Raw genomic sequence first — 19257 nt, forward strand, 5'->3', positions numbered from 1 at the left:
CTTGCACATCGTTCTCAACGCTAAGCTCTGAGGCGCTGTCGCTAGGGAGATTAGTGTTGTTGGTTTTGGATTTGTTGAACATATTGTGCCGTCCGTATGACTTTTTGAGGATTGACGGGATAGCCGCCAATCAAGATTTCCAAATGCAAATGCTTGCCCGTTGACGAAGACCCTGTGCTGCCAATGTTGCCCAACACCGAGTCGGTGGTGACTTTGTCACCCAATTTCACATCGATGTTGGCCAAATGCCCATACAAAGACTCCACGCCGTTGGTGTGGCGAATCACCACCGTGTTGCCATACTGCTGGTGGTATTGGGCCAACACCACAATGCCAGGCTTGACGGGATGCACCTTTTCATCACCTGTTTGGCTCAACATATCCAAGCCTGTGTGGAAATGCGTCTGACCCGTGATCGGGTGGCGACGAATGCCGAAATCTGAGGTGACGCTGTAATTGGGCACAGGCATCAAACTAGGCAAGGCATACAACACCTCGCGCAAAGAACGGTTGGTGGCCAACTGGTCTGCCACTTTGCCACGCAACAACGGGTTACCCTTCACATCGTCATCGATGTTGAAACCACCATTGGCTGCGTTTTGCTGAATGATCTTGACAATCTTCTCGGTCAATCCGGAAGACTCCAGTTGCGACTTCATCGTCACGTTCTCTTGTGACACAGCAACCATCGACGTGTCTACAAAACGGCGGATGCTCATGTCTCGATCACGGATGGTTTGAGCCAACGCGACCATTTGCTCATCGTTCATCGACAGCACTTCACCCTGCTCTGAATCTGCGGCACTGCTCAACAAAGCACGGTACACCTCTTCATGTGAGCGCTCCAATTTGGCACGACTCATCATCAGGCTGACGCTGGTGAACAACAACACCAAAATTGCAATCAGCATGGCTCCTGTGACCACGATGCCAGAACGCACCAAAGCACGTTGCACCCGCGCGGTCACATTCAAATAATGGACATCTCCGTTTTGCTCCAGGATGATGCGAGCGTCTTCGTATTGACGCGTCCATCCATCGGACACCAGTCCGGGCAGCATGCGGGCACCCCTAATGAGTCGACGAATCAACATGAGAGAAAGCGCGTCAGACGGCTGGTGCCGTACCGCCGATGCTCACCGCAGAACCGTCTGCCCCTTGGCTCAAAGTTCCTTCGATTTCGCCGCCCTTTTCGATCTCAATTTCCATGTACTGGACTTTGCCGGCAATCTTGCCAGTGGAGCGAACGATCAAGCTTTTCTCACTGATGATGGTGTTGTGCAACTGACCGCGCACATCAATCACTTTGGCCGACACACGCCCAGTGATCTTGCCTGTTGGGCCGATCAACACCTCTTCTGCAGTCAAATCGCCCTCAATCACACCATTGATGATGGCTTTTGAAGGCACAGTGAACGTGCCTTTGACGACCACGCCGTCACCAATAACAACACTTTCAAGCGAATCAGACTGATTGGACATAAAAACTCCTTCTTTTGATTTTAGCAAATAAACTGCCAAAAACTACATAAGAAGGAGGTTTATATTCTTCAATATGGCAAAAAAAAGTGATTCACAACAATAACTTAGAGCACTTTTTGAAAGTATTTCTTAAAATTTTAGAAACAAAGACTTACAAATCTAAAACCAACACAGCTGTTTTGGAACGCGAACAGCAAGGGGTGAATTGATCGTTGGCTGCTTGCTCCTCAGGGGTCAGGTACAGGTCTTTGTGGTCAGGAATACCCTCCAACACCCGAACCAGACAAGTGCCGCAGACACCTTGCTCACAGGCAATTGGCACATCGACGCCTGCTTTGTGCAGTGCGTCAACCACGGTTTGGTCTGCCCCCACCTGAATTTCTTGGCCTGAACTGGCAATCTTGACGGTGAATGCGGCATCCGTTGCGTCATGCACCACCTGACCGCCAAAAAATTCAAAGTGCAATTGGTCTTCAGGCCAAGACTGCGCGCGCGCTGTGGCCAACACCGCATCCATGAAGCCCTTGGGTCCACACACATACAAGTGCTGCCCGGCTTGCGGCACCCCAATCAAGGTAGCCAAACTGACTGGCGGATCCTGCGGGACATCGTCCCAATGGGTGTGCACGCGAGACGCAAACGCTGACGAGGCAAAGCGGTCGACAAATGCAGCCTTGCTGGCTGAACGCGCAAAGTAATGCAAGGCAAAGTCAGCACCGTCGTTCGAGAGCTGTTCGGCCATCGCCATCAGCGGCGTCACGCCAATGCCACCCGCCAACAACAGGTGCTTCTTGGCATCGGTCGCCAACGGAAAATGGTTCTTGGGTGCACTGATCTCGAGCAGCTGACCTTCTTTCACCTGTGCATGCACCGCTTCTGACCCACCGCGAGAGGCAGGGTCGCGCAGCACGGCAATTTGGTAACGCTGCGTCTCGCTGGGTGGGTTGCACAAAGAATACTGACGCACCAAGCCTGAACCTAAGTGCACATCAATGTGCGCGCCCGCCGTGAAGGCAGGTAACACGCCTCCTTCCACAGGCAGCAATTCCAAAGAACAAATACCGTCCGCCTCGTCGCGCTTGCGTGCCACGCGCACTGTCAAAGTTTCAACGGTCATACGGAACCTTCGGCAGCCACACCTTGTTCTTGTGCAATCAAACGGTCCAACACGCGGCGCGATTGCACACCACCCGCGTCAATGTTGAGTTTGAGCAATTCACGTGTCGGATAGGCCAACAGATTTTTTTGTTGCAACTGCAACATCTCCAAGTCTTCGCCAAAAATTTTGCCTTGGCCTTCGCGAATGGTTGCGGTCAGCTCCGCATCGTTGGGCTTGAATTTGCGTGCCATGCCCCAGTGGTACCAAATAGACGTTTCGGTTTCAGGCGTGATGAAGTCCACCACCACACTCGAAGCTTTGACATCATCCGGCGCGTTGTAGCCACCTTTGCCGGCCAAGGCCACGCCCACTTCAATCATCACGTGACTCGGCGGCGAGAAGCGGCAAATCTGCCAACGGTCCACCGGCTGGTCATCGGGCAGGTCGTTGCCGCGCAAAGCCATCTTCCAAAAAGGGGGCGCAGAAATGCCGTCCATGAAACGGCTGGTCACCACCAAGTCACCCTCGGTTTTGGTGGTGCAAGGCACTTCGTCAATCTCTTTTTGCCCGATGCTGTTGGCGTGCACATAGGTCTCGTGCGTCAAGTCCATCAGGTTGTCGATCATCAAGCGGTAGTCGCAGCCAATGTGATACAACCCGCCGCCATAGGCCCAAGCCGGGTTGTCGAAAAACTCGAACACTGGCATCTGACTTTCGTCGGCCAAACTCGCCTCACCAGGCCAGACCCAGACAAAACCATAACGCTCCACCACGGGAAAGCTGCGAATGGCTGGGAAGCCCCGCACACGTTGCCCAGGCATGGAGACCGTTTTGCCATCACAGCCCATTTGCAGGCCGTGGTAGCCGCACACCAGCTTGCCTTCACACACAAACCCCAGAGACAAAGGTGCGCCGCGATGCGGGCAAAAATCTTCCAGCGCGGTAGCTTTTCCGCCATCACCACGGTAGAACACCATGCTCTCGCCACAAATTTTTCGGCCCAAAGGCTTGTCCGTGATCTCTGCAGCCGAACAGGCCACGTACCAAGTATTTTTCAAAAACATCGCCAACTCCTTGTGTCTTGTTTCAGTGATCAGGCAACCTGCGCTGTATCCACGCGGGCTACACCCAGCAATTGGTCCAGCAACTCAGGTGCGTCCAGCAAACTCTCGGCGCTGCCGGTGTGCACCACACTGCCGTGGTCTAGCACCACTGCGCGGTGACTGATGGCCAAGATGGCCTGCGGATGCTGCTCCACAATGATGGCCGACAGGCCTTCTTCGCGGGTGATACGCGCAATTGCACGCAGCAACTCTTCCACGATGATCGGTGCCAAACCCTCCAGGGGTTCGTCCAGCAACAGCAAGCGCGGGTTGAGCACCAAGGCGCGGCCCACAGCCAACATTTGCTGCTCACCGCCCGACAACTGCGTGCCCAAATTGGTCTTGCGTTCAGCCAAGCGCGGAAACATCTCATACACCCGCTCAGGTGTCCACGGTTTGGCACTGTGGCCCGCACGTCCAGGACGCACCACCGCGGTCAAGTTTTCGTGCACCGTGAGCGATTTGAAAATACAACGCTCTTGGGGCACCCAGCCAATGCCGGCAGCTGCGCGCTGGTGCGATGGCATCCCACTCAAGGTTTCGCCGCCCAACACAATGCGTCCGCCGTGCTGACGCGTGGCCCCTGCCAAAGTGTCCATCAAAGTGGTTTTGCCCGTGCCGTTGCGCCCCAGCAAAGCCAAGGTTTCACCCTCGGCCAAAGAAAAGCTCACACCGTTCAACACCACCGCTTCGCCATACCCGGCGCTCAGGTTTTCGACTTGCAGCAAATCAGACATGCGCGCTCTCCCCATGGCCCAAATACACCGCCTTGACTTGCGGATCGTTGGCAATTTCTTGCGGTGTCCCCTCGGTCAACACCGCACCATTCACCAACACTGTGATGCGGTTGGCAAAGCCAAACACCAGGTCCATGTCGTGCTCAATCAACAGCACCGACACATCGCTGGGCAAAGCCGCCACCGTTTGCAGCAGTTCTTCGCGCTCGCCTGCGGGCACACCCGCCACGGGCTCGTCGAGCAACAACACACGCGGCTCACAAGCCAAGGCAATGGCCATCTCCAACAAACGGCGCTTGCCGTAGGCCAAATGCTCGGTGCGTTGGTTCATCACCTCACTCAAGCGGAACATGGCCAGCAATTCCTCACAGCGCGCCACCACCGTCTCGTTGCTGCCCAACACTTGCCACCAGCGGTTGCCCAAACCACGCTGCTGCGACACCACCATGGCCAAAGTCTCCAGCGGCGTCATGCTGTTGAAGAGCTGGTTGATTTGAAACGTCCGCACCATGCCGCGTCGCACACGTTGGTGCGGTGCCAAATGCGTGATGTCTTGACCTTCCAGAGTGATACGCCCTTCCGTAGCGGGTAACACCCCGGTCATCAGGTTGATCAAGGTGGTTTTGCCTGCCCCGTTCGGCCCGATCAAGGCGTGGCGTGCACCACGGGTCACACTCAGATTCACATGGTCGGTGGCCGTGATCCCGCCAAAGCGTTTGACCAAGCCCTCCGTCTTCAAGACGATCTCTTGCGTGCTCATGCCGCACCGCCTTTCTTTGAGAACCAAGTCCAAGGCCGAATCAGACGCTCACGCCCCACCAGCACCAAGACCACCAGGAACAGGCCGATCCAAAACGTCCAATACTGCGGCGTGATGCTGGAGATCACGTCGTGCATGAGCTTGAACACCACCGCACCCACCACACCTCCGTACAACCAACCCACACCGCCAATCACCAACATCAGCATCACGTCAGCAGAGCGCTCCAAAGAGAACACATCCAGCGAGGCAAAGCCCGTGGTCTGTGCCATCAACGCCCCCGCTGCACCCGCAATGCCCGCTGCCACGGTGTAGACCACCGCCAAACGTGCATGCACGTGGATACCAATCGCCATGGCACGCAAACGGTTGTCGCGCACCGCCATCAAGGTGGCACCCCAAGGCGAATGAATCAAACGACGCGCCAACACAAACAACAACAACAGCACCGTCAGCGAATACCAAGCGGCGGTTTGGCCCATCAAATCGAACTCAAAACGTCCCAGCACAGGCCCGAGCACCACGCCCTGCAAGCCATCGGCGCCGCCCGTCAACCAGTCCAGCTTGTTGGCCAGCTCCAACAAGATCAAGGCCATGCCCAAGGTGACCATCAAACGCGTCAAATCGCTGCCACGCAAAATCGTCATCGAGCACAAAGCGCCCAAGCCCGTCGCAGCCACAGTGCCTACCAGCAAGCCCACCAAAGGATCAGGCATCACCAACTTGGCAAACAGTGCAGCGGTGTATGCGCCAAAACCCAAAAAGGCTGCATGCCCTAACGACACGATGCCGGCATAACCCAACACCAAATCCAGGGACACACCGAACAAGGCCACGATGGCAATCTCGTTCACGATCAAGGCGTGCTGCGACACAGCCCACGGTGCCGCAAAGGCCAGCGCCCAAAACAACGGCTCCCACGCCTTGAAGCGTGCGGTGTTCAACAAAGAGTCACGTGCAGTCATCACTTGCCTCCTTGGCGAACAAACAAACCTTGGGGACGCCAAATCAGAATCACCAACATCAGCGAATACACAATGAATGCGCCCAACTTGGGCACGTAATATTTACCCGCCACATCGGCAATGCCCAACAGCAGCGCGGCCAGCAACGGCCCCGTGATCGACGACGTGCCACCCACGGCCACCACGATCAAGAAATACACCATGAACTTGAGTGGGAACGTGGGGTCCAGACCCAACACCTCAGCGCCAAGTGCACCACCCAACCCGGCAAGTCCCGAGCCCACCGCAAAGGTGGCAGCAAATACCACGTTGACGTTGATGCCCAAACCTGCAGCCACCCGCGAGTCGTCCACACTGGCGCGCAAGCGACTGCCAAAACGCGTAGCCGACAACACATACTGCAAAGCCAGCGTCAGCGCCGCGCACACCGCAATGATGAACAGGCGGTAATGCCCCATGCCCAAAGCGCCGTCCCACAGCTCGGTGCGGCCTTTGAGCCACTCGGGCAGTTGCATGATTTGTTGCTGTGAACCGATGAAGTAGTCCACCAAGGACACGGCCATGAAGGCCAGGCCGATCGAGAACAACACTTGGTCCAAGTGCGGCTTGCTGTACATAGGGCGGTACAGCGTGCGCTCCAACACCGCGCCCAACAAGGCCGTGCCCACAAAAGCCACCGGCAGACACACCAAAAATGGCACGTCGTAGTGCTGCATCAGCACCACCGTCAGGTACCCCCCTGCCATGGCAAAAGCACCATGCGCGAGGTTGATGAAATTCATCAAGCCCATCGTCACCGACAGGCCCACCGCCAGAATAAAAAGAAGCATGCCGTAGGCGATGCCGTCAAACAGAATGGTCACTTGGTTTTTCCTGGGTCTTTGACGTCTTTGAGGGTCGAGAACTCTTGGTTGTAGAGCTGACCGTTGACCTTCTCCACCTTGCGGATGTAGATGTTGTGCACCGCGTCGCGGGTCTGCGCGTCGATGAACATGGGGCCACGTGGACTCTCAAAAATTTGCCCCTTCATGGCGTTGAGCAAGGCCTCGCCCGAACCCGCCTTGGTAGCTTTCGCAGCTTCGTAAATCACGCGCATGCCGTCGTAGCCGCCCACGGCCATGAAGTTGGGACGCAGGCCGTTGTTGGCCTTTTCAAATGCAGCCACAAACTTCTTGTTCAACGGCGAGTTGTGGGATGCCGAATAGTGGTGTGATGTCACCACGCCCAAAGCCACGTCGCCCATGCTGTTCAAGATGTCGTCGTCGGTGATGTCGCCGGTGCCAATCATCTTGATGCCCGCTTTGTCCATGCCGCGCTCGGCGAACTGTTTCATCAAAGCAGAACCCGCGCCGGACGGCACAAAAGCAAACAAGGCATCGGGCTTGAGGTCACGCACTTTTTGCAAGAAGGGTGCAAAGTCAGGGTTGCGCAACGGCACGCGCAAGGTCTCGATCACTTGGCCACCGTTGAAGGTGAGACGGTCTTTGAAAAACTTCTCGGCGTCAATGCCCGGGCCGAAATCCGACACCAAGGTCACCACCTTTTTGATGTTGTTGCTTGGGGCCCAATCGGCCAAAGCCACGGCCGCCTGCGGCACGGTGAAGCTGGTGCGCACGATGTAAGGCGACGCTTCGGTGATGCTGGAGGTGGCAGCAGCCATCACCACCAGCGGTGTTTTCGATTGGGTGGCAATCGGCGCTGTGGCCAAGGCCAAGGGCGTCAGGCCAAAACCAGCCAACACATTCACCTTGTCGTTGACCACCATCTCTTGCGCAATGCGACGGGTCACGTCCGGTGCGCTGGTGTCGTCTTTGACAATCAACTCCACCTTCTTGCCAGCCACCATGTCACCGTTTTGCGCCATGTACAAGCGGGCTGCCGCTTCAATTTGCTTACCGGTCGAAGCAAACGGCCCGGTCATAGGCAAGATCAAGCCAATCTTGAACTTGTCTTGTGCCATGGCGCTGCCGACACAAGCCACCATGGCGGCGGCCGTCACGGCGCTCAAGAAAAAACGTTTGTGCATGGGGCTCTCCTGTTAAATATCAAAAAAGGGACGCTCAATGCGGGCGTCGAATCAATCGACCACCGGGCACCGAATCAGGACTGTGCATGGCATCGCGCAAATTGCGCTGTGCCAAGCGGGAATGCTCACGCATGATGGCCTCAGCCCGCGCGCCTTCGCGGCACGCAATGGCGTCGAGCACCTGGCGGTGCTGGTCCTGGGCCACGATCAACATGTCACGTGCTTGGGGTGAGTTGGCCTGCGCCAGCACAAAGCCGGAGGGCGAAGCGAATGGCATGCTCGCCACCCGCTCAAGCTCGGGCCGTAAAAACTCGCTGCCACACAAGTCGGCCAAGATTTGGTGAAACCGACCATTGAGCAGCACGTAATTTGAAAAACCTTCGTCGGTCAGTTGAGACGGTGCCAGCACGACATCGATCTGGTCCAAGCACGCTTGGGCCTGAGACATCGCCACAGGATCGGCCCCGCGCTGCGCCGCCCACTGCGCGGCCAAGCCTTCGATGGCGCCACGCAACTCAATGGCATCCGCCGCATCGCGCTCAGAGAACGTGCGTACCGCATAACCACCACTGGGCCATGCCTGCAACAAACCCTCTTGTTCCAGCCGCATCAGGGCCGCTCGGATGGGTGTGCGCGACACCCCCAAGCGTTCGGCCACCGCCAATTCGGTGATGCGTGCACCGGCGTCTAATTCGCCCGCCAAAATCATGTCGCGCAACTTGAGTTGCACTTTGACAGCCTGTGACCCACCCTCTTCTTGAGGGGCCAACACGGAGGCTGAATTTGACATAGACAAACCGTTCATGCGGCGGCATTGTATACATCAAGGGCATTTTTGAATGCTGAAACAGGCTTATTGAGGGTAACCCCCTGATTTTTGTATCCAATTTTTCAATGACGCGCCTCTCCTGATGTCACCTTCGCAACTGCCGCTACTGCGTGAATCCTGGCGTTGACGCACACTCCATGCATCGCTCAAAAAACAAGACGGAGACAGTTATGAAACGACGCGAACTCATCACAGCACTGCCCCTGGGCATAGCTTTGGCCAGCACAGGCTACGCCCAAAGCGCCTACCCCAACAAGCCCATCCGTTACATCGTGCCAGTGGCTGCGGGGGGTGGCTCCGACATGATTGGGCGCGCTGTCTGCGAACGACTCGGCAAAGTTTTGGGACAACCCATGTTGGTCGACAACCATGGTGGCGGCGGCGGTGTGATTGCCTCACAAATGACGGCCAAATCACCCGCCGACGGGTACACCCTGATGCAGGGCTATGTCGGCACCCACGGCACAGCACCGGCCACGCGCAAGCTGCCCTATGACGCGGTGAAAGACTTCACCCCCATCGGCATGATTGGCAGCACACCCAATGTGCTGTGCATCAACGCGGCGTTGCCCATCACCGATGTCAAAAGCTTTCTCGACTACGTGCGTCAAAACCCTGGCCGTGTCTCCTACGGTTCAGCCGGCGCAGGTTCGCTCACCCACATGACCGCCGAGTTGTTCAAACTGCAAACTGGCGCGTTCATGGTGCACATTCCCTACCGAGGCATTGCACCCGCCACCACCGACTTGATTGCAGGCCAAACCCAGGCCATGTTCCCGGGACTCGCAGCTGCCCTGCCCCATATTCGCGGCGGACGCATCCGAGCCCTGGCGGTCACAGGCAGCCAACGCCACCCACAACTCAAAGACGTGCCCACCATGGAAGAAGCGGGGCTCAAAGGCTTTGACGCGCAGCAGTGGTACGGCATCGTCGGCCCAGCAGGTATGCCTGCGCCCATTGTCAAACAACTCAACGAAGCCTTGGCCAAAGTACTGGCCCAACCAGACTTCAAAGAAAAGCTGTCTGGCGAAGCGGTGGAACTCATCCCCATGTCGCCCGAGGCTTTTGGTACCTATATGAAAGCCGACATCGCGCGCTGGAGCGCATTGGCCAAAGCACGCGGCATCATGCTCGACGCTTGACTCACGCGCGCTCTTACACTCACCCGATTTTTTAACCTTTCCACCCACCACTGACTCAGACTTGTATGGCCATCAACACCACCGTCGCAGCCGACCACAACGCCCCTCCCGTCACCCAAATTTTGGCCAACTACGTTGCCACCCATCCCTCCAAAGGCTGGAGCGATGCGGTTGACCACGAAGCCCATCGCACTTTTCTGAACTGGCTCGGTTGCGCCGTCGGTGCCGCCGACCACGCCGCCGCACGCGCTGCACTGGCCGCCGTGCAAATGCTCGAACCCGCACCCCAAGCCTGCATTGCTGGCCGCAAAGAACGGGTCGACATTGGCAGCGCAGCCTTGATCAACGGCATCACCTCGCACACCTTTGACTTTGACGACACCCACCTCAAAACCATCATCCACCCCGCTGGCCCCGTGGCCTCGGCGCTGCTGCCTCTGGCCGAACACCTGGGCTCTAGCGGCCGTGAGGTGATTGACGCCTTGGTGCTCGGCATCGACGTGGCCTGCCGCATGGGCAACACCGTCTACCCCGAACACTACGACCGTGGCTGGCACATCACCGGCACCACCGGCATGCTGGGTTCAGCCGCAGCCTGCGCACGCTTGCTCAAACTCAACACCGAGCAAACCGCCATGGCGCTGGGCATTGCGGCTTCGCAGCCCGTGGGCTTGCGCGAACAGTTTGGCACCATGACCAAACCCTTCCACCCTGGTGCCGCCGCACGCGCGGGTTTGATGTCGGCCCTGCTGGCCAAACAAGGTTTCACCGCCAGCCCCAAAGCCCTGGAAGCCCCACGTGGCTGGGCCCAAGTGGTCTCCACCAAGTACGACTGGAACGAAGTCACCCACGAACTCGGTAAGCGCTTTGAAATCAGCTTCAACACCTACAAGCCCTTTGCCTGCGGCATCGTCATCCACCCCAGCATCGACGCCTGCGTGCAACTGCGCGAACAAGGCGTCAACGCCGACGACGTGGAACGCATCGAGTTGCGCGTGCATTCGCTGGTGCTCGAACTCACGGGCAAGAAAGAACCCAAAGACGGCCTGCAAGGCAAGTTCAGCGTCTACCACGGCTGTGCCGCCGGTTTGATCTTTGGTCGTGCGGCCGAAGAAGAGTTTGACGACCACATCGTCACCCGCGCCGACGTGGTGGCCTTGCGCAACAAAGTGCAAGCCACCGTGGACAACAGCATCCGCGAAGAAAGCGCCGACGTCACCGCCTTCCTCAAAGACGGCCGCAAAGTCCATGTGTTTGTCGAACACGCCATCGGCTCGGTGCAACGCCCCATGAGCGACCAAGCCCTGGAAGCCAAATTCCATGGCATGAGCGACGCCGTGATTGGCACCGAGAAAACCCATGCGCTGATCCAAGCGTGCTGGAACCTCGGCCAAGCCTCTGACCTGCGTGGTTTGGCTGCGTTGGCCGCACGCTGAAGCGTGTGACGGCTGTGTTCAAACCCATCGCCTCTGCCGACCGTCTGTCTGTGCAAGTCGCAGAACGGTTGGCTGCGGCGATTCAGCAAGGACACCTGAAACCCGGTGACAAACTGCCCACCGAAGCCAAATTGGTGGAGCAGTTTCAGGTCAGCCGCACCGTGGTGCGCGAAGCCTTGTCACGGCTCAAATCGATTGGCCTCATCGAGTCGCTCCAAGGCAGCGGTATTTATGTCAACGCACACCCGGTGTTTCAACCCCTGAACTTCGATGCCAAGCACGCGGCCTCGCGTGAGGCCGTGATTCAAATCGTGGAGGTACGCCGAGCCTTGGAAGCCGAATGCGCTGCATTGGCTGCTGCCAAGAGAACCGACAAAGACGTGCGCGAGATTCAAAAAGCCCTCGACTCACTCGACAAAGCGGTCGCCCGTGGCCACGACGGTGCCGAAGAGGACGTGAAGTTTCACCGCGCCATTGCCAAAGCAGCGGGCAACCCGTTTCTCATCAGCACGCTCGACTACCTGTCGCAGTTTTTGCGCGAAGGCACTCGCGTGACGCGCGCCAACGAAGCACGCCGCAGTGACTTTGCCAACGCCGTGCGCAACGAGCACCACGCCATTGTGCAGGCCATCCAAAACGGTGACAGCAAACAAGCGCAGCGTGCGGCCACGCTGCACATGAAAAATGCAGCCAAACGCATTCAGCAAGCTGACCCCAGTTTTTGGACACAAGAAGGCGGCGTACTGGCCCTGCCATTGGTGAAAAAAGCCTCAGGGTAAACCCCTCTTTTGAGTCCTCCGGGTCGCTTGAAATTTGTATGACAATCACACGAATTTTTTAAAAATACACCATGCAAACCACAGCTCTCACAGTCGGTCTTGTTGGCCTAGGCGCCATGGGCAGTGGCATGGCCGCGTCCTTGCGTCGTGCCGGTCACCCCTTGTATGTGTTCGACGTGCGCCCTGATGTGGCCCAGGCCTTTGTGCGCGAAGGCGGCGTGGCCTGCGAATCGCTGGCCGAGTTGGGTGCCGCTTGCGATGTGGTGATCTCGGTGGTGGTCAATGCCGCACAAACCGAAGAAGTGCTGTTTGGCAAAGACGCCAACGGCATGGGGTGTGCGCACGCCATGAAGCCGGGCAGCGTGTTTGTGATGTGCTCCACCGTCGACCCCAATTGGTCGGTGGCCATGGAAGTGCGCTTGGAACAACTTGGCCTGATGTATGTCGACGCGCCCATCTCCGGCGGTGCGGCCAAAGCTGCCAGCGGCGAGATGACCATGATGACCGCCGCAAAACCTGAGGCCTATGCCAAATGCGAGGTCTTACTGCACGCCATGGCGGCCAAGGTCTACAAGCTCGGCGACAGCGCGGGCGCGGGCAGCAAAGTCAAAATCATCAACCAGTTGTTGGCCGGCGTGCACATAGCCGCCGCCGCCGAAGCCATGGCACTGGGCTTACGCGAGGGCGTAGCCCCCGACGCCTTGTACGAGGTGATCACCCACAGCGCGGGCAATAGCTGGATGTTTGAAAACCGCATGGCCCATGTGCTGGCGGGCGACTACACCCCCTTGTCTGCGGTGGACATCTTCGTCAAAGACTTAGGCCTGGTGCTCGACATGGCGCGTGCCAGCAAATTCCCGCTGCCGCTCTCTAGCACCGCACACCAGATGTTCATGCAGGCCTCGACGGCTGGCTTTGCACGCGAAGACGACAGTGCCGTGATCAAAATTTTTCCTGGCATTGAGTTGCCTCAAAAATCATGAAAACCGTCGACACCTCTGTGCTGCGCGTCGCCTACGAGGAGTGGAACCCACAGGCTGAACACGCCATCGTCTTGCTGCACGGCTGGCCCGACAGCACCCGTTGCTGGGCCCAGGTGGCGCCCGAGCTGGCCGCCGCAGGCTACCGCGTCATCGTGCCTGCGCTGCGCGGTTTTTCGCCCACCACATTTCTCAAACCCGACACCCCACGCACCGGCCAACTCGCCGCCTTGGGCCGTGACTTGGTGGAACTGGTGCAAGCCTTGGATTTGCAACAACCCGTGCTGGCCGGACACGATTGGGGGGCACGTGCTGCGGCCAATGCCTGCGGCCTAGAACCCGGCATCGCCAGCCATTTGGTGATGATGTCGGTGGGCTATGGCACCAACAGCCCAGACCAAACGATCAACCTGGAGCAAGCCCGCAACTACTGGTACCACTGGTACATGGCCACCCCACGCGGCGCAGACAGCGTGCACCATGAGCGCCGTCGTTTCACCCAAATGATGTGGGACACCTGGGCCCCCGAGGGCTGGTACAAGGCGGCAGAGTTTGAAGCCACCGCCGATGCGTTTGACAACGCCGACTGGCCCGAGATCGTGCTGCACTCCTACCGCCACCGCTGGGGCCATGCCCCGGGCGACCCCGAGTACGCAGCCGACGACGCCGCCCTCAACCCCGCCCCGGTGCTGTCACTGCCCACCTTGGTGTTGCACGGCGGCGCCGACAGTTGCAACATCCCTGCGGGTTCGGCGGGCAAAGAACATTTCTTCAGCGGCCCCTACCAACGTCAGGTGATCGATGGTGTGGGTCACTTCCCGCAACGTGAAGCCCCTTATGCCGTGGCACGCGCCATTCTTGACTTTTTGCAAGCGCACGCGAAAACCACTAGCCATGCCATGTGAGTGCTTGGCGATAATTCCAACAATTTCTACAGGAGACCTTTGAATGACCACTCGACTCAAAACAACTGCCTTGAGCACCCTGCTCGTGGGCCTGCTGGCCGCCACCGGCGTCCAAGCACAAACCGTGCTGAAAATCGGTTACCCCACCACGCAAGCCTCGCACTATGGCGTGGGCAGCACCGTGTTTTGCGACGAAATTGAAAAAGGCACGCAAGGCCGCTACAAATGCCAACAGTTCCCCAGCAGTGCCTTGGGCGGTGAGCGCGAAATGATCGAAGCCGTGCAACTGGGCACGCTCGATTTTGTGAACACATCCACCGGCCCCGTTGGTAACTTTGTGCCCGAAGTCAAGATCGTCGACATCCCCTTTCTGTTTCGTGACTACGACCACGCCCGCCACACCTTGGACGGTCCCATTGGCCAAGAAATCCTCACCAAGTTCCCCGCCAAAGGCCTGATTGCCCTGTCGTGGACCGAGAACGGTTTCCGTCACATGACCAACAACAAGCGCGCCATCGTCAAGCCCGAAGATGCCTCGGGCCTGAAGATGCGCACCATGGAAAACAAGGTCCATATGGACGGCTACCGTGCCTTTGGCATTCAGCCCACACCTATGGCCTTCCCTGAAGTGTTTGGCGCGCTGCAACAAGGCACCGTGGACGGTCAAGAAAACCCCATCCCCGTGATCTTGGCTTCCAAGTTCTCGCAAGTGCAAAAGCATTTGTCGCTCACCGGTCACGTGTACTCACCGGCCTTGTTGATCACCTCGCCGCGCGTGATGAACAAACTCAGCGATGCCGACAAAAAAGTGTTCTACGCAGCCGCCAAGAGCGCCACCATTGCCCAGCGTAAAAAGGTCAATGACGACGAAGCCAGCGGCATCGCCCAGCTGGAAAAAGAAGGCATGACCGTGGTGCGCAAAGTCGACGGCCCAGCCTTCCGCAACTCGCTGCGCACGGTGTACGCCGAATACTCGAAAGAGTTTGGCGCAGACAATATCCGCAAAATCCAAGACGTCAAATAAGTCCTCAGGCCTCACACGAGGTCCAAGGCTCAGGCGGGGGCGCGAAGTGCCTGGCACTTCACCTCCCGCTTTTTTGATGGTCCTTTCAATCGCACCCACCCACCGCTGCCATGAAAACTTTTGAACGTTATTTTTTAGCCACCAACCGATGGATGCTCATCGTCATGCTGGCGGTGATGTCGGTCATCATCTTTGCCAACGTGGTGCTGCGCTACACCACCAGCCAATCCATTGAGTGGGCCGAAGAAGTGGCTCGCCACATGATGATCTGGCTCACCTTCATTGGCTGCGGTCCGGTGCTGCGCTACGGCGGTCACATCGCGGTAGAAAACTTGCAAGACAGCTTGCCACGCCCCTTGGCCATCGCCTTGCGTGTGGTGATTGCCTTGTTGCTCACCGGCTTGTTTGTGTTTTGCATCTGGTTCGGCCTGGAATACATGGATCGCACCCAATACCAACAAACCCCCGCCACGCAAATTTCGTTTGCCTACATTTACGCGGCCTTGCCCATTGGCATGGCCATGACTTTGATCCACTGGCTGTTGATCGTGCGTGACTACGTGATCGATCGCCAGTTCGCCTCAGACGCCCACTTCGACGCTACCGCGAGTGCCTCCCTATGAATGCCAGTGTCATCCTCCTCATTTCGGCCTGTATCTACCTGGCCATCGGCGTGCCGGTGGCTTTTGCCCTGGGTCTGTCCACCGTCACCGCACTGCTGGTGTCGGGCAACTTTCCACTCATTGTGTTGCTGAAAGAAACCTTCACGGGCATCGACAGCTTCCCACTCATGGCGGTGCCGTTCTTCATCTTGGCGGCTGAGTTGATGAGCGGCGGCTCGCTCACCGAGGTGCTGCTCAAATTTGCGGGCCAGTTCGTTGGCCACAAACGCGGTGGCCTGGGCTACACCAACGTGGTCTCGCTCACTTTCTTCTCAGGCATTTCGGGCTCGGCATTGGCCGACGCCGCAGGCCCAGGCTCCATGCTGATTCGCATGATGGACAAGGCCGGTTATGGCCGTGCCTATGCAGCCGCACTCACCGCATCCACCGCCATCGTGGGTCCCATCATTCCCCCCTCGATCATCATGATCATCTACGCCTTGGCCGACGACAACGTCTCAGTCGGCGCCTTGTTTGTGGCGGGTTTGATTCCGGGTGTGTTGATTGCCGTGGCCATGTGTGCAGTGAACTGGTATGTCTCCAAGCAACGCAACTACAAAGGCGACAACGAATTTCCCACGCGCAGCGAAATGTGGCAAACCACATGGAAGGCCATGCCCGCCATCTTGCTGCCAGTCATCATCTTGGGCGGCATGCGTGCCGGTTGGTTCACCCCCACCGAGGCCTCAGTGGTGGCAGTGTTCTATGCACTCTTGTGCGGCAAGTACGTCTACCGCACGCTCGAGTGGAAAGCTGTGCCTGACATCTTGTCGCGCTCGGCCCTCTTGACCGCTTCGGTGCTGTTGATCATTGGCATGTCGGCGTCCTTCGCCTGGGTGCTGACCATCGAAGGTGTGCCGCAAATCGTGGCCGGTTGGATTGCCGATATGCACCTGAACGCTTGGACGTTCTTGATCGTCATCAACGTGTTCTTGCTGCTGTTTGGCATCTTCATCGAACCCCTGCCGGGCGTGATGGTGCTGGTGCCCATCCTGGCCCCTGTGGCGGCCAAAGTCGGCATCGACCCGATCCACTTTGCCATGGTGGTGATCTACAACTTGACGTTGGGCATGATCACACCCCCAGTGGGCGGTTTGCTGTTTGTCACCTCCAACGTGTCACGCGTGCCTTTGTCTGACTTGACACGTGAACTCACCCCCTTCTTGTGGGCCCACGGTGCGGTGCTGGTGGTGCTGACTTTTGTGCCAGCGCTCAGCAACTGGCTGCCCCATGTGATGGGCTTCCAATAAAACGCGAGGTTGCATGACCCACCCCATCCGCCTAGGCTGCATTGCCGACGACTTCACGGGTGCCACCGACCTGGCCAACAACCTGGTGCGCGCTGGCATGCGCGTGGTGCAAACCATCGGTGTGCCCACCGAGCCATTGAACGCCGAGTTAGGCGCCGAGGTGGACGCGGTGGTGGTGGCGCTCAAGTCACGCACCATTCCACCTGCGCAAGCCATTGCCCAATCGCTCGATGCCTTGCGCTGGTTGCAAGCCCAGGGGGCCGAGCAGATTTATTTCAAATACTGCTCCACCTTTGACAGCACCGCCGAGGGCAATATTGGCCCCGTGACCGAGGCCTTGATGGCCGCACTGAACACCGACTTCACCATTGCCACACCGGCCTTCCCCGACAACGGGCGCACCGTGTTCAAAGGTTATTTGTTTGTGGGCGATGTGCTGCTCAACGAGTCGGGCATGCAACACCACCCGCTCACCCCCATGCACGACGCCAACCTGGTGCGCGTGCTGCAAGCGCAGTCACAAGGCAAAGTGGGCCTGATCGACCACCGCTGCGTGGCGCAAGGCGCGCAGGCGGTGCTTGCACGCATGGCCGAACTGCAAGCCCAAGGCGTGCGTCTGGCAGTGGTAGACGCCGTCAGCAACGACGACTTGCTGCGCCTGGGGCCGGCCTTGAAACACCTGCCCTTGGTCACCGCCGGTTCAGGGGTGGCCATTGGATTGCCCGCTAACTTTGGCTTGAGCGCCAACCCCAGCGCCAGCCAGTTGCCACCCGCCCGTGGTGCGCAGGCCATCGTCTCGGGCAGTTGCTCCACAGCCACGCGTGGCCAAGTGGCGCATTTCATCGCCAGCGGTCGTCCCGCGTTTGCTCTCGACCCCTTGGTGCTGGCACGCAGCCCCGAGGCAGCAGCCGAGGTGGTGGCGCAGGTCTGCGCCTGGGCCGCGCCCCACTTGGCCTCAGGCCCGGTGCTGGTGTATGCCACGGCAGAGCCTGAAGCCGTCAAAGCCGTGCAAGCGCAACTGGGTGTGGATGCGGCGGGTGCGCTGGTGGAACACACCCTGGCCGACATCACACGTGGCCTGCTCGCTCTGGGCGTTCGCCAATGGGTGGTGGCCGGTGGCGAAACCTCGGGCGCTTGCGTGCAAGCCCTGGACATCACGCAACTGCACATTGGCCCGCAAATCGACCCGGGCGTGCCCTGGTGCCACGCACACACGCCCGTCGGCCCCGTGCACCTCACGCTCAAGTCGGGTAACTTTGGCAGCCCCGACTTCTTCACCAAAGCGCTGGCGCAACTCCAGCATTGACACGCCCATGACCGAAACCCAAGCCCGAGAAGAGATCTGCCGCATCGGCCACAGCCTGTTTGCGCGTGGCTACGTGCATGCCACGGCGGGCAACATCAGCGTGCGCTTGGACGACGGTTTCTTGATCACCCCCACCGATGCCTGCTTAGGCTTTCTCGACCCCGCGCGCTTGGCCAAGCTCGATGCACACGGCCATCAGCTCAGTGGCGACAAGGCCAGCAAAACCATCGCGCTGCACACCCGCATCTATGCCGCCGCGCGTGCGTTTGACGCCCACACCGCCTGCGTCATCCATACCCACAGCACCCACTGCGTGGCGCTGACCTTGCGCGCCCCCCACATGGGCCTCACGCAAAGCACCTTTGCGGCCCCGCACGAACTACTGCCTGCCCTCACGCCCTACTTTGTGATGAAGGTAGGCCACGTGCCCGTGATCGACTACCACCGCCCTGGCGACGCACAAGCCGCCGAGGCCGTGGCGCGCACCATCACCCGCTATGGCGAACAAGGCACGCCTATTCGGGCTGTCATGCTGGCACGCTTAGGGCCCAACGTGTGGCACGACTCCCCTGCTGCGGCCATGGCCACGCTGGAAGAACTCGAAGAAACAGCCCGCCTGGCCTGCTTGGCCCCCACCGACACGCGCGCGCTCAGCGCCAGCCAGATTCAAGAGCTGCGCCAGACCTTTGGTGCGTGTTGGTAAGAGCTGCCCAGGCACAACGCCACACACACCCTGAACGCCTCCGTCTTTTTTTCTTGACGCTTCACACCT

20 protein-coding genes are annotated in these 19257 nt (G+C 58.7%); 10 read left to right on the forward strand and 10 right to left on the reverse strand.

The window, feature by feature from the left end; all coding sequences use genetic code 11:
• Positions 1–50: 50 nt before the first annotated feature.
• The 10 genes from B9Z39_RS10520 to B9Z39_RS10565 all read right to left on the reverse strand — a co-directional run bounded on the left by B9Z39_RS10520 (position 51) and on the right by B9Z39_RS10565 (position 8962).
• Entirely contained in the window at positions 51–1061 is a 1011-nt protein-coding gene (locus B9Z39_RS10520) for a M23 family metallopeptidase (protein WP_158236105.1), read from the reverse strand.
• A 46-nt stretch (positions 1062–1107) separates the two neighbouring features.
• Positions 1108–1482: a polymer-forming cytoskeletal protein gene (locus B9Z39_RS10525; protein ID WP_100144151.1), complete on the reverse strand. Its 375-nt coding sequence runs from the start codon at positions 1480–1482 to the stop codon at positions 1108–1110.
• Between the two features lie 151 nt (positions 1483–1633).
• Positions 1634–2599 (reverse strand): PDR/VanB family oxidoreductase, encoded by a 966-nt coding sequence (locus B9Z39_RS10530; RefSeq protein ID WP_108301694.1) that lies wholly within the window; start codon positions 2597–2599, stop codon positions 1634–1636.
• Positions 2596–3645: an aromatic ring-hydroxylating dioxygenase subunit alpha gene (locus B9Z39_RS10535; protein ID WP_108301695.1), complete on the reverse strand. Its 1050-nt coding sequence runs from the start codon at positions 3643–3645 to the stop codon at positions 2596–2598. Before B9Z39_RS10535 ends, B9Z39_RS10530 begins: the two co-directional genes overlap by 4 nt.
• A gap of 29 nt (positions 3646–3674) precedes the next feature.
• Positions 3675–4421 carry an ABC transporter ATP-binding protein gene (locus tag B9Z39_RS10540; RefSeq protein ID WP_100144145.1) on the reverse strand — a complete coding sequence of 249 codons (747 nt, stop codon included), beginning with the start codon at positions 4419–4421 and terminating at the stop codon, positions 3675–3677.
• Positions 4414–5181, reverse strand: coding sequence for an ABC transporter ATP-binding protein (locus B9Z39_RS10545; protein ID WP_108301696.1), 768 nt, complete (start codon positions 5179–5181; stop codon positions 4414–4416). The genes B9Z39_RS10540 and B9Z39_RS10545 overlap by 8 nt, the downstream gene beginning before the upstream one ends.
• Positions 5178–6146 (reverse strand): branched-chain amino acid ABC transporter permease, encoded by a 969-nt coding sequence (locus B9Z39_RS10550; protein ID WP_100144141.1) that lies wholly within the window; start codon positions 6144–6146, stop codon positions 5178–5180. The genes B9Z39_RS10545 and B9Z39_RS10550 overlap by 4 nt, the downstream gene beginning before the upstream one ends.
• Complete coding sequence (locus B9Z39_RS10555; RefSeq protein WP_255416821.1) at positions 6146–7009, reverse strand: branched-chain amino acid ABC transporter permease; 864 nt, start codon at positions 7007–7009, stop codon at positions 6146–6148. Before B9Z39_RS10555 ends, B9Z39_RS10550 begins: the two co-directional genes overlap by 1 nt.
• Positions 7006–8172, reverse strand: a complete 1167-nt coding sequence (locus B9Z39_RS10560) for an ABC transporter substrate-binding protein (RefSeq protein ID WP_108301697.1) — start codon at positions 8170–8172, stop codon at positions 7006–7008. Before B9Z39_RS10560 ends, B9Z39_RS10555 begins: the two co-directional genes overlap by 4 nt.
• Before the next feature lie 34 nt (positions 8173–8206).
• Complete coding sequence (locus tag B9Z39_RS10565) at positions 8207–8962, reverse strand: GntR family transcriptional regulator (protein WP_369823276.1); 756 nt, start codon at positions 8960–8962, stop codon at positions 8207–8209.
• 209 nt (positions 8963–9171) lie between these two features.
• On the opposite strand from B9Z39_RS10565, the gene B9Z39_RS10570 reads away from it, so the two are divergent.
• The 10 genes from B9Z39_RS10570 (at position 9172) to B9Z39_RS10615 (ending at position 19188) form a co-directional block, all read left to right on the forward strand.
• Complete coding sequence (locus B9Z39_RS10570) at positions 9172–10143, forward strand: tripartite tricarboxylate transporter substrate binding protein (protein ID WP_108301698.1); 972 nt, start codon at positions 9172–9174, stop codon at positions 10141–10143.
• A 65-nt stretch (positions 10144–10208) separates the two neighbouring features.
• Positions 10209–11579 carry an MmgE/PrpD family protein gene (locus B9Z39_RS10575; RefSeq protein ID WP_108301699.1) on the forward strand — a complete coding sequence of 457 codons (1371 nt, stop codon included), beginning with the start codon at positions 10209–10211 and terminating at the stop codon, positions 11577–11579.
• Positions 11580–11584: 5 nt separating this feature from the next.
• Positions 11585–12358 carry a FadR/GntR family transcriptional regulator gene (locus B9Z39_RS10580; protein WP_108301700.1) on the forward strand — a complete coding sequence of 258 codons (774 nt, stop codon included), beginning with the start codon at positions 11585–11587 and terminating at the stop codon, positions 12356–12358.
• Positions 12359–12429: 71 nt separating this feature from the next.
• On the forward strand, positions 12430–13341 hold the full coding sequence (gene ltnD / locus B9Z39_RS10585; protein ID WP_108301701.1) for an L-threonate dehydrogenase: 912 nt from the start codon (positions 12430–12432) through the stop codon (positions 13339–13341).
• Positions 13338–14243, forward strand: coding sequence for an alpha/beta fold hydrolase (locus B9Z39_RS10590; RefSeq protein ID WP_108301702.1), 906 nt, complete (start codon positions 13338–13340; stop codon positions 14241–14243). The genes ltnD and B9Z39_RS10590 overlap by 4 nt, the downstream gene beginning before the upstream one ends.
• A 43-nt stretch (positions 14244–14286) precedes the next feature.
• Positions 14287–15267 carry a TRAP transporter substrate-binding protein gene (locus B9Z39_RS10595; protein ID WP_100144127.1) on the forward strand — a complete coding sequence of 327 codons (981 nt, stop codon included), beginning with the start codon at positions 14287–14289 and terminating at the stop codon, positions 15265–15267.
• A gap of 110 nt (positions 15268–15377) precedes the next feature.
• Positions 15378–15890: a TRAP transporter small permease gene (locus B9Z39_RS10600; RefSeq protein ID WP_100144125.1), complete on the forward strand. Its 513-nt coding sequence runs from the start codon at positions 15378–15380 to the stop codon at positions 15888–15890.
• On the forward strand, positions 15887–17179 hold the full coding sequence (locus B9Z39_RS10605; protein WP_108301703.1) for a TRAP transporter large permease: 1293 nt from the start codon (positions 15887–15889) through the stop codon (positions 17177–17179). The genes B9Z39_RS10600 and B9Z39_RS10605 overlap by 4 nt, the downstream gene beginning before the upstream one ends.
• 13 nt (positions 17180–17192) lie before the next feature.
• On the forward strand, positions 17193–18485 hold the full coding sequence (gene otnK / locus B9Z39_RS10610; RefSeq protein ID WP_108301704.1) for a 3-oxo-tetronate kinase: 1293 nt from the start codon (positions 17193–17195) through the stop codon (positions 18483–18485).
• Positions 18486–18492: 7 nt separating this feature from the next.
• Positions 18493–19188 carry an aldolase gene (locus tag B9Z39_RS10615; protein WP_108301705.1) on the forward strand — a complete coding sequence of 232 codons (696 nt, stop codon included), beginning with the start codon at positions 18493–18495 and terminating at the stop codon, positions 19186–19188.
• Positions 19189–19257 lie beyond the last annotated feature (69 nt).

The sequence above is a fragment of the Limnohabitans sp. JirII-29 genome (assembly GCF_003063395.1).
GTDB lineage: Bacteria > Pseudomonadota > Gammaproteobacteria > Burkholderiales > Burkholderiaceae_C > Limnohabitans.

What these genes read in the sequence shown, in the direction of transcription:
- B9Z39_RS10525 (WP_100144151.1), bottom strand. Translation starts at nt 1,482, where the DNA reads ATGTCCAATCAGTCTGATTCGCTTGAAAGTGTTGTTATTGGTGACGGC.
- otnK (WP_108301704.1), top strand. Translation starts at nt 17,193, where the DNA reads ATGACCCACCCCATCCGCCTAGGCTGCATTGCCGACGACTTCACGGGT.
- B9Z39_RS10575 (WP_108301699.1), top strand. Translation starts at nt 10,209, where the DNA reads ATGGCCATCAACACCACCGTCGCAGCCGACCACAACGCCCCTCCCGTC.
- B9Z39_RS10615 (WP_108301705.1), top strand. Translation starts at nt 18,493, where the DNA reads ATGACCGAAACCCAAGCCCGAGAAGAGATCTGCCGCATCGGCCACAGC.
- B9Z39_RS10605 (WP_108301703.1), top strand. Translation starts at nt 15,887, where the DNA reads ATGAATGCCAGTGTCATCCTCCTCATTTCGGCCTGTATCTACCTGGCC.
- B9Z39_RS10600 (WP_100144125.1), top strand. Translation starts at nt 15,378, where the DNA reads ATGAAAACTTTTGAACGTTATTTTTTAGCCACCAACCGATGGATGCTC.
- B9Z39_RS10570 (WP_108301698.1), top strand. Translation starts at nt 9,172, where the DNA reads ATGAAACGACGCGAACTCATCACAGCACTGCCCCTGGGCATAGCTTTG.
- B9Z39_RS10520 (WP_158236105.1), bottom strand. Translation starts at nt 1,061, where the DNA reads ATGCTGCCCGGACTGGTGTCCGATGGATGGACGCGTCAATACGAAGAC.
- B9Z39_RS10565 (WP_369823276.1), bottom strand. Translation starts at nt 8,962, where the DNA reads ATGTCAAATTCAGCCTCCGTGTTGGCCCCTCAAGAAGAGGGTGGGTCA.
- B9Z39_RS10535 (WP_108301695.1), bottom strand. Translation starts at nt 3,645, where the DNA reads ATGTTTTTGAAAAATACTTGGTACGTGGCCTGTTCGGCTGCAGAGATC.
- B9Z39_RS10590 (WP_108301702.1), top strand. Translation starts at nt 13,338, where the DNA reads ATGAAAACCGTCGACACCTCTGTGCTGCGCGTCGCCTACGAGGAGTGG.
- B9Z39_RS10550 (WP_100144141.1), bottom strand. Translation starts at nt 6,146, where the DNA reads ATGACTGCACGTGACTCTTTGTTGAACACCGCACGCTTCAAGGCGTGG.
- B9Z39_RS10540 (WP_100144145.1), bottom strand. Translation starts at nt 4,421, where the DNA reads ATGTCTGATTTGCTGCAAGTCGAAAACCTGAGCGCCGGGTATGGCGAA.
- B9Z39_RS10545 (WP_108301696.1), bottom strand. Translation starts at nt 5,181, where the DNA reads ATGAGCACGCAAGAGATCGTCTTGAAGACGGAGGGCTTGGTCAAACGC.
- B9Z39_RS10560 (WP_108301697.1), bottom strand. Translation starts at nt 8,172, where the DNA reads ATGCACAAACGTTTTTTCTTGAGCGCCGTGACGGCCGCCGCCATGGTG.
- B9Z39_RS10530 (WP_108301694.1), bottom strand. Translation starts at nt 2,599, where the DNA reads ATGACCGTTGAAACTTTGACAGTGCGCGTGGCACGCAAGCGCGACGAG.
- ltnD (WP_108301701.1), top strand. Translation starts at nt 12,430, where the DNA reads ATGCAAACCACAGCTCTCACAGTCGGTCTTGTTGGCCTAGGCGCCATG.
- B9Z39_RS10595 (WP_100144127.1), top strand. Translation starts at nt 14,287, where the DNA reads ATGACCACTCGACTCAAAACAACTGCCTTGAGCACCCTGCTCGTGGGC.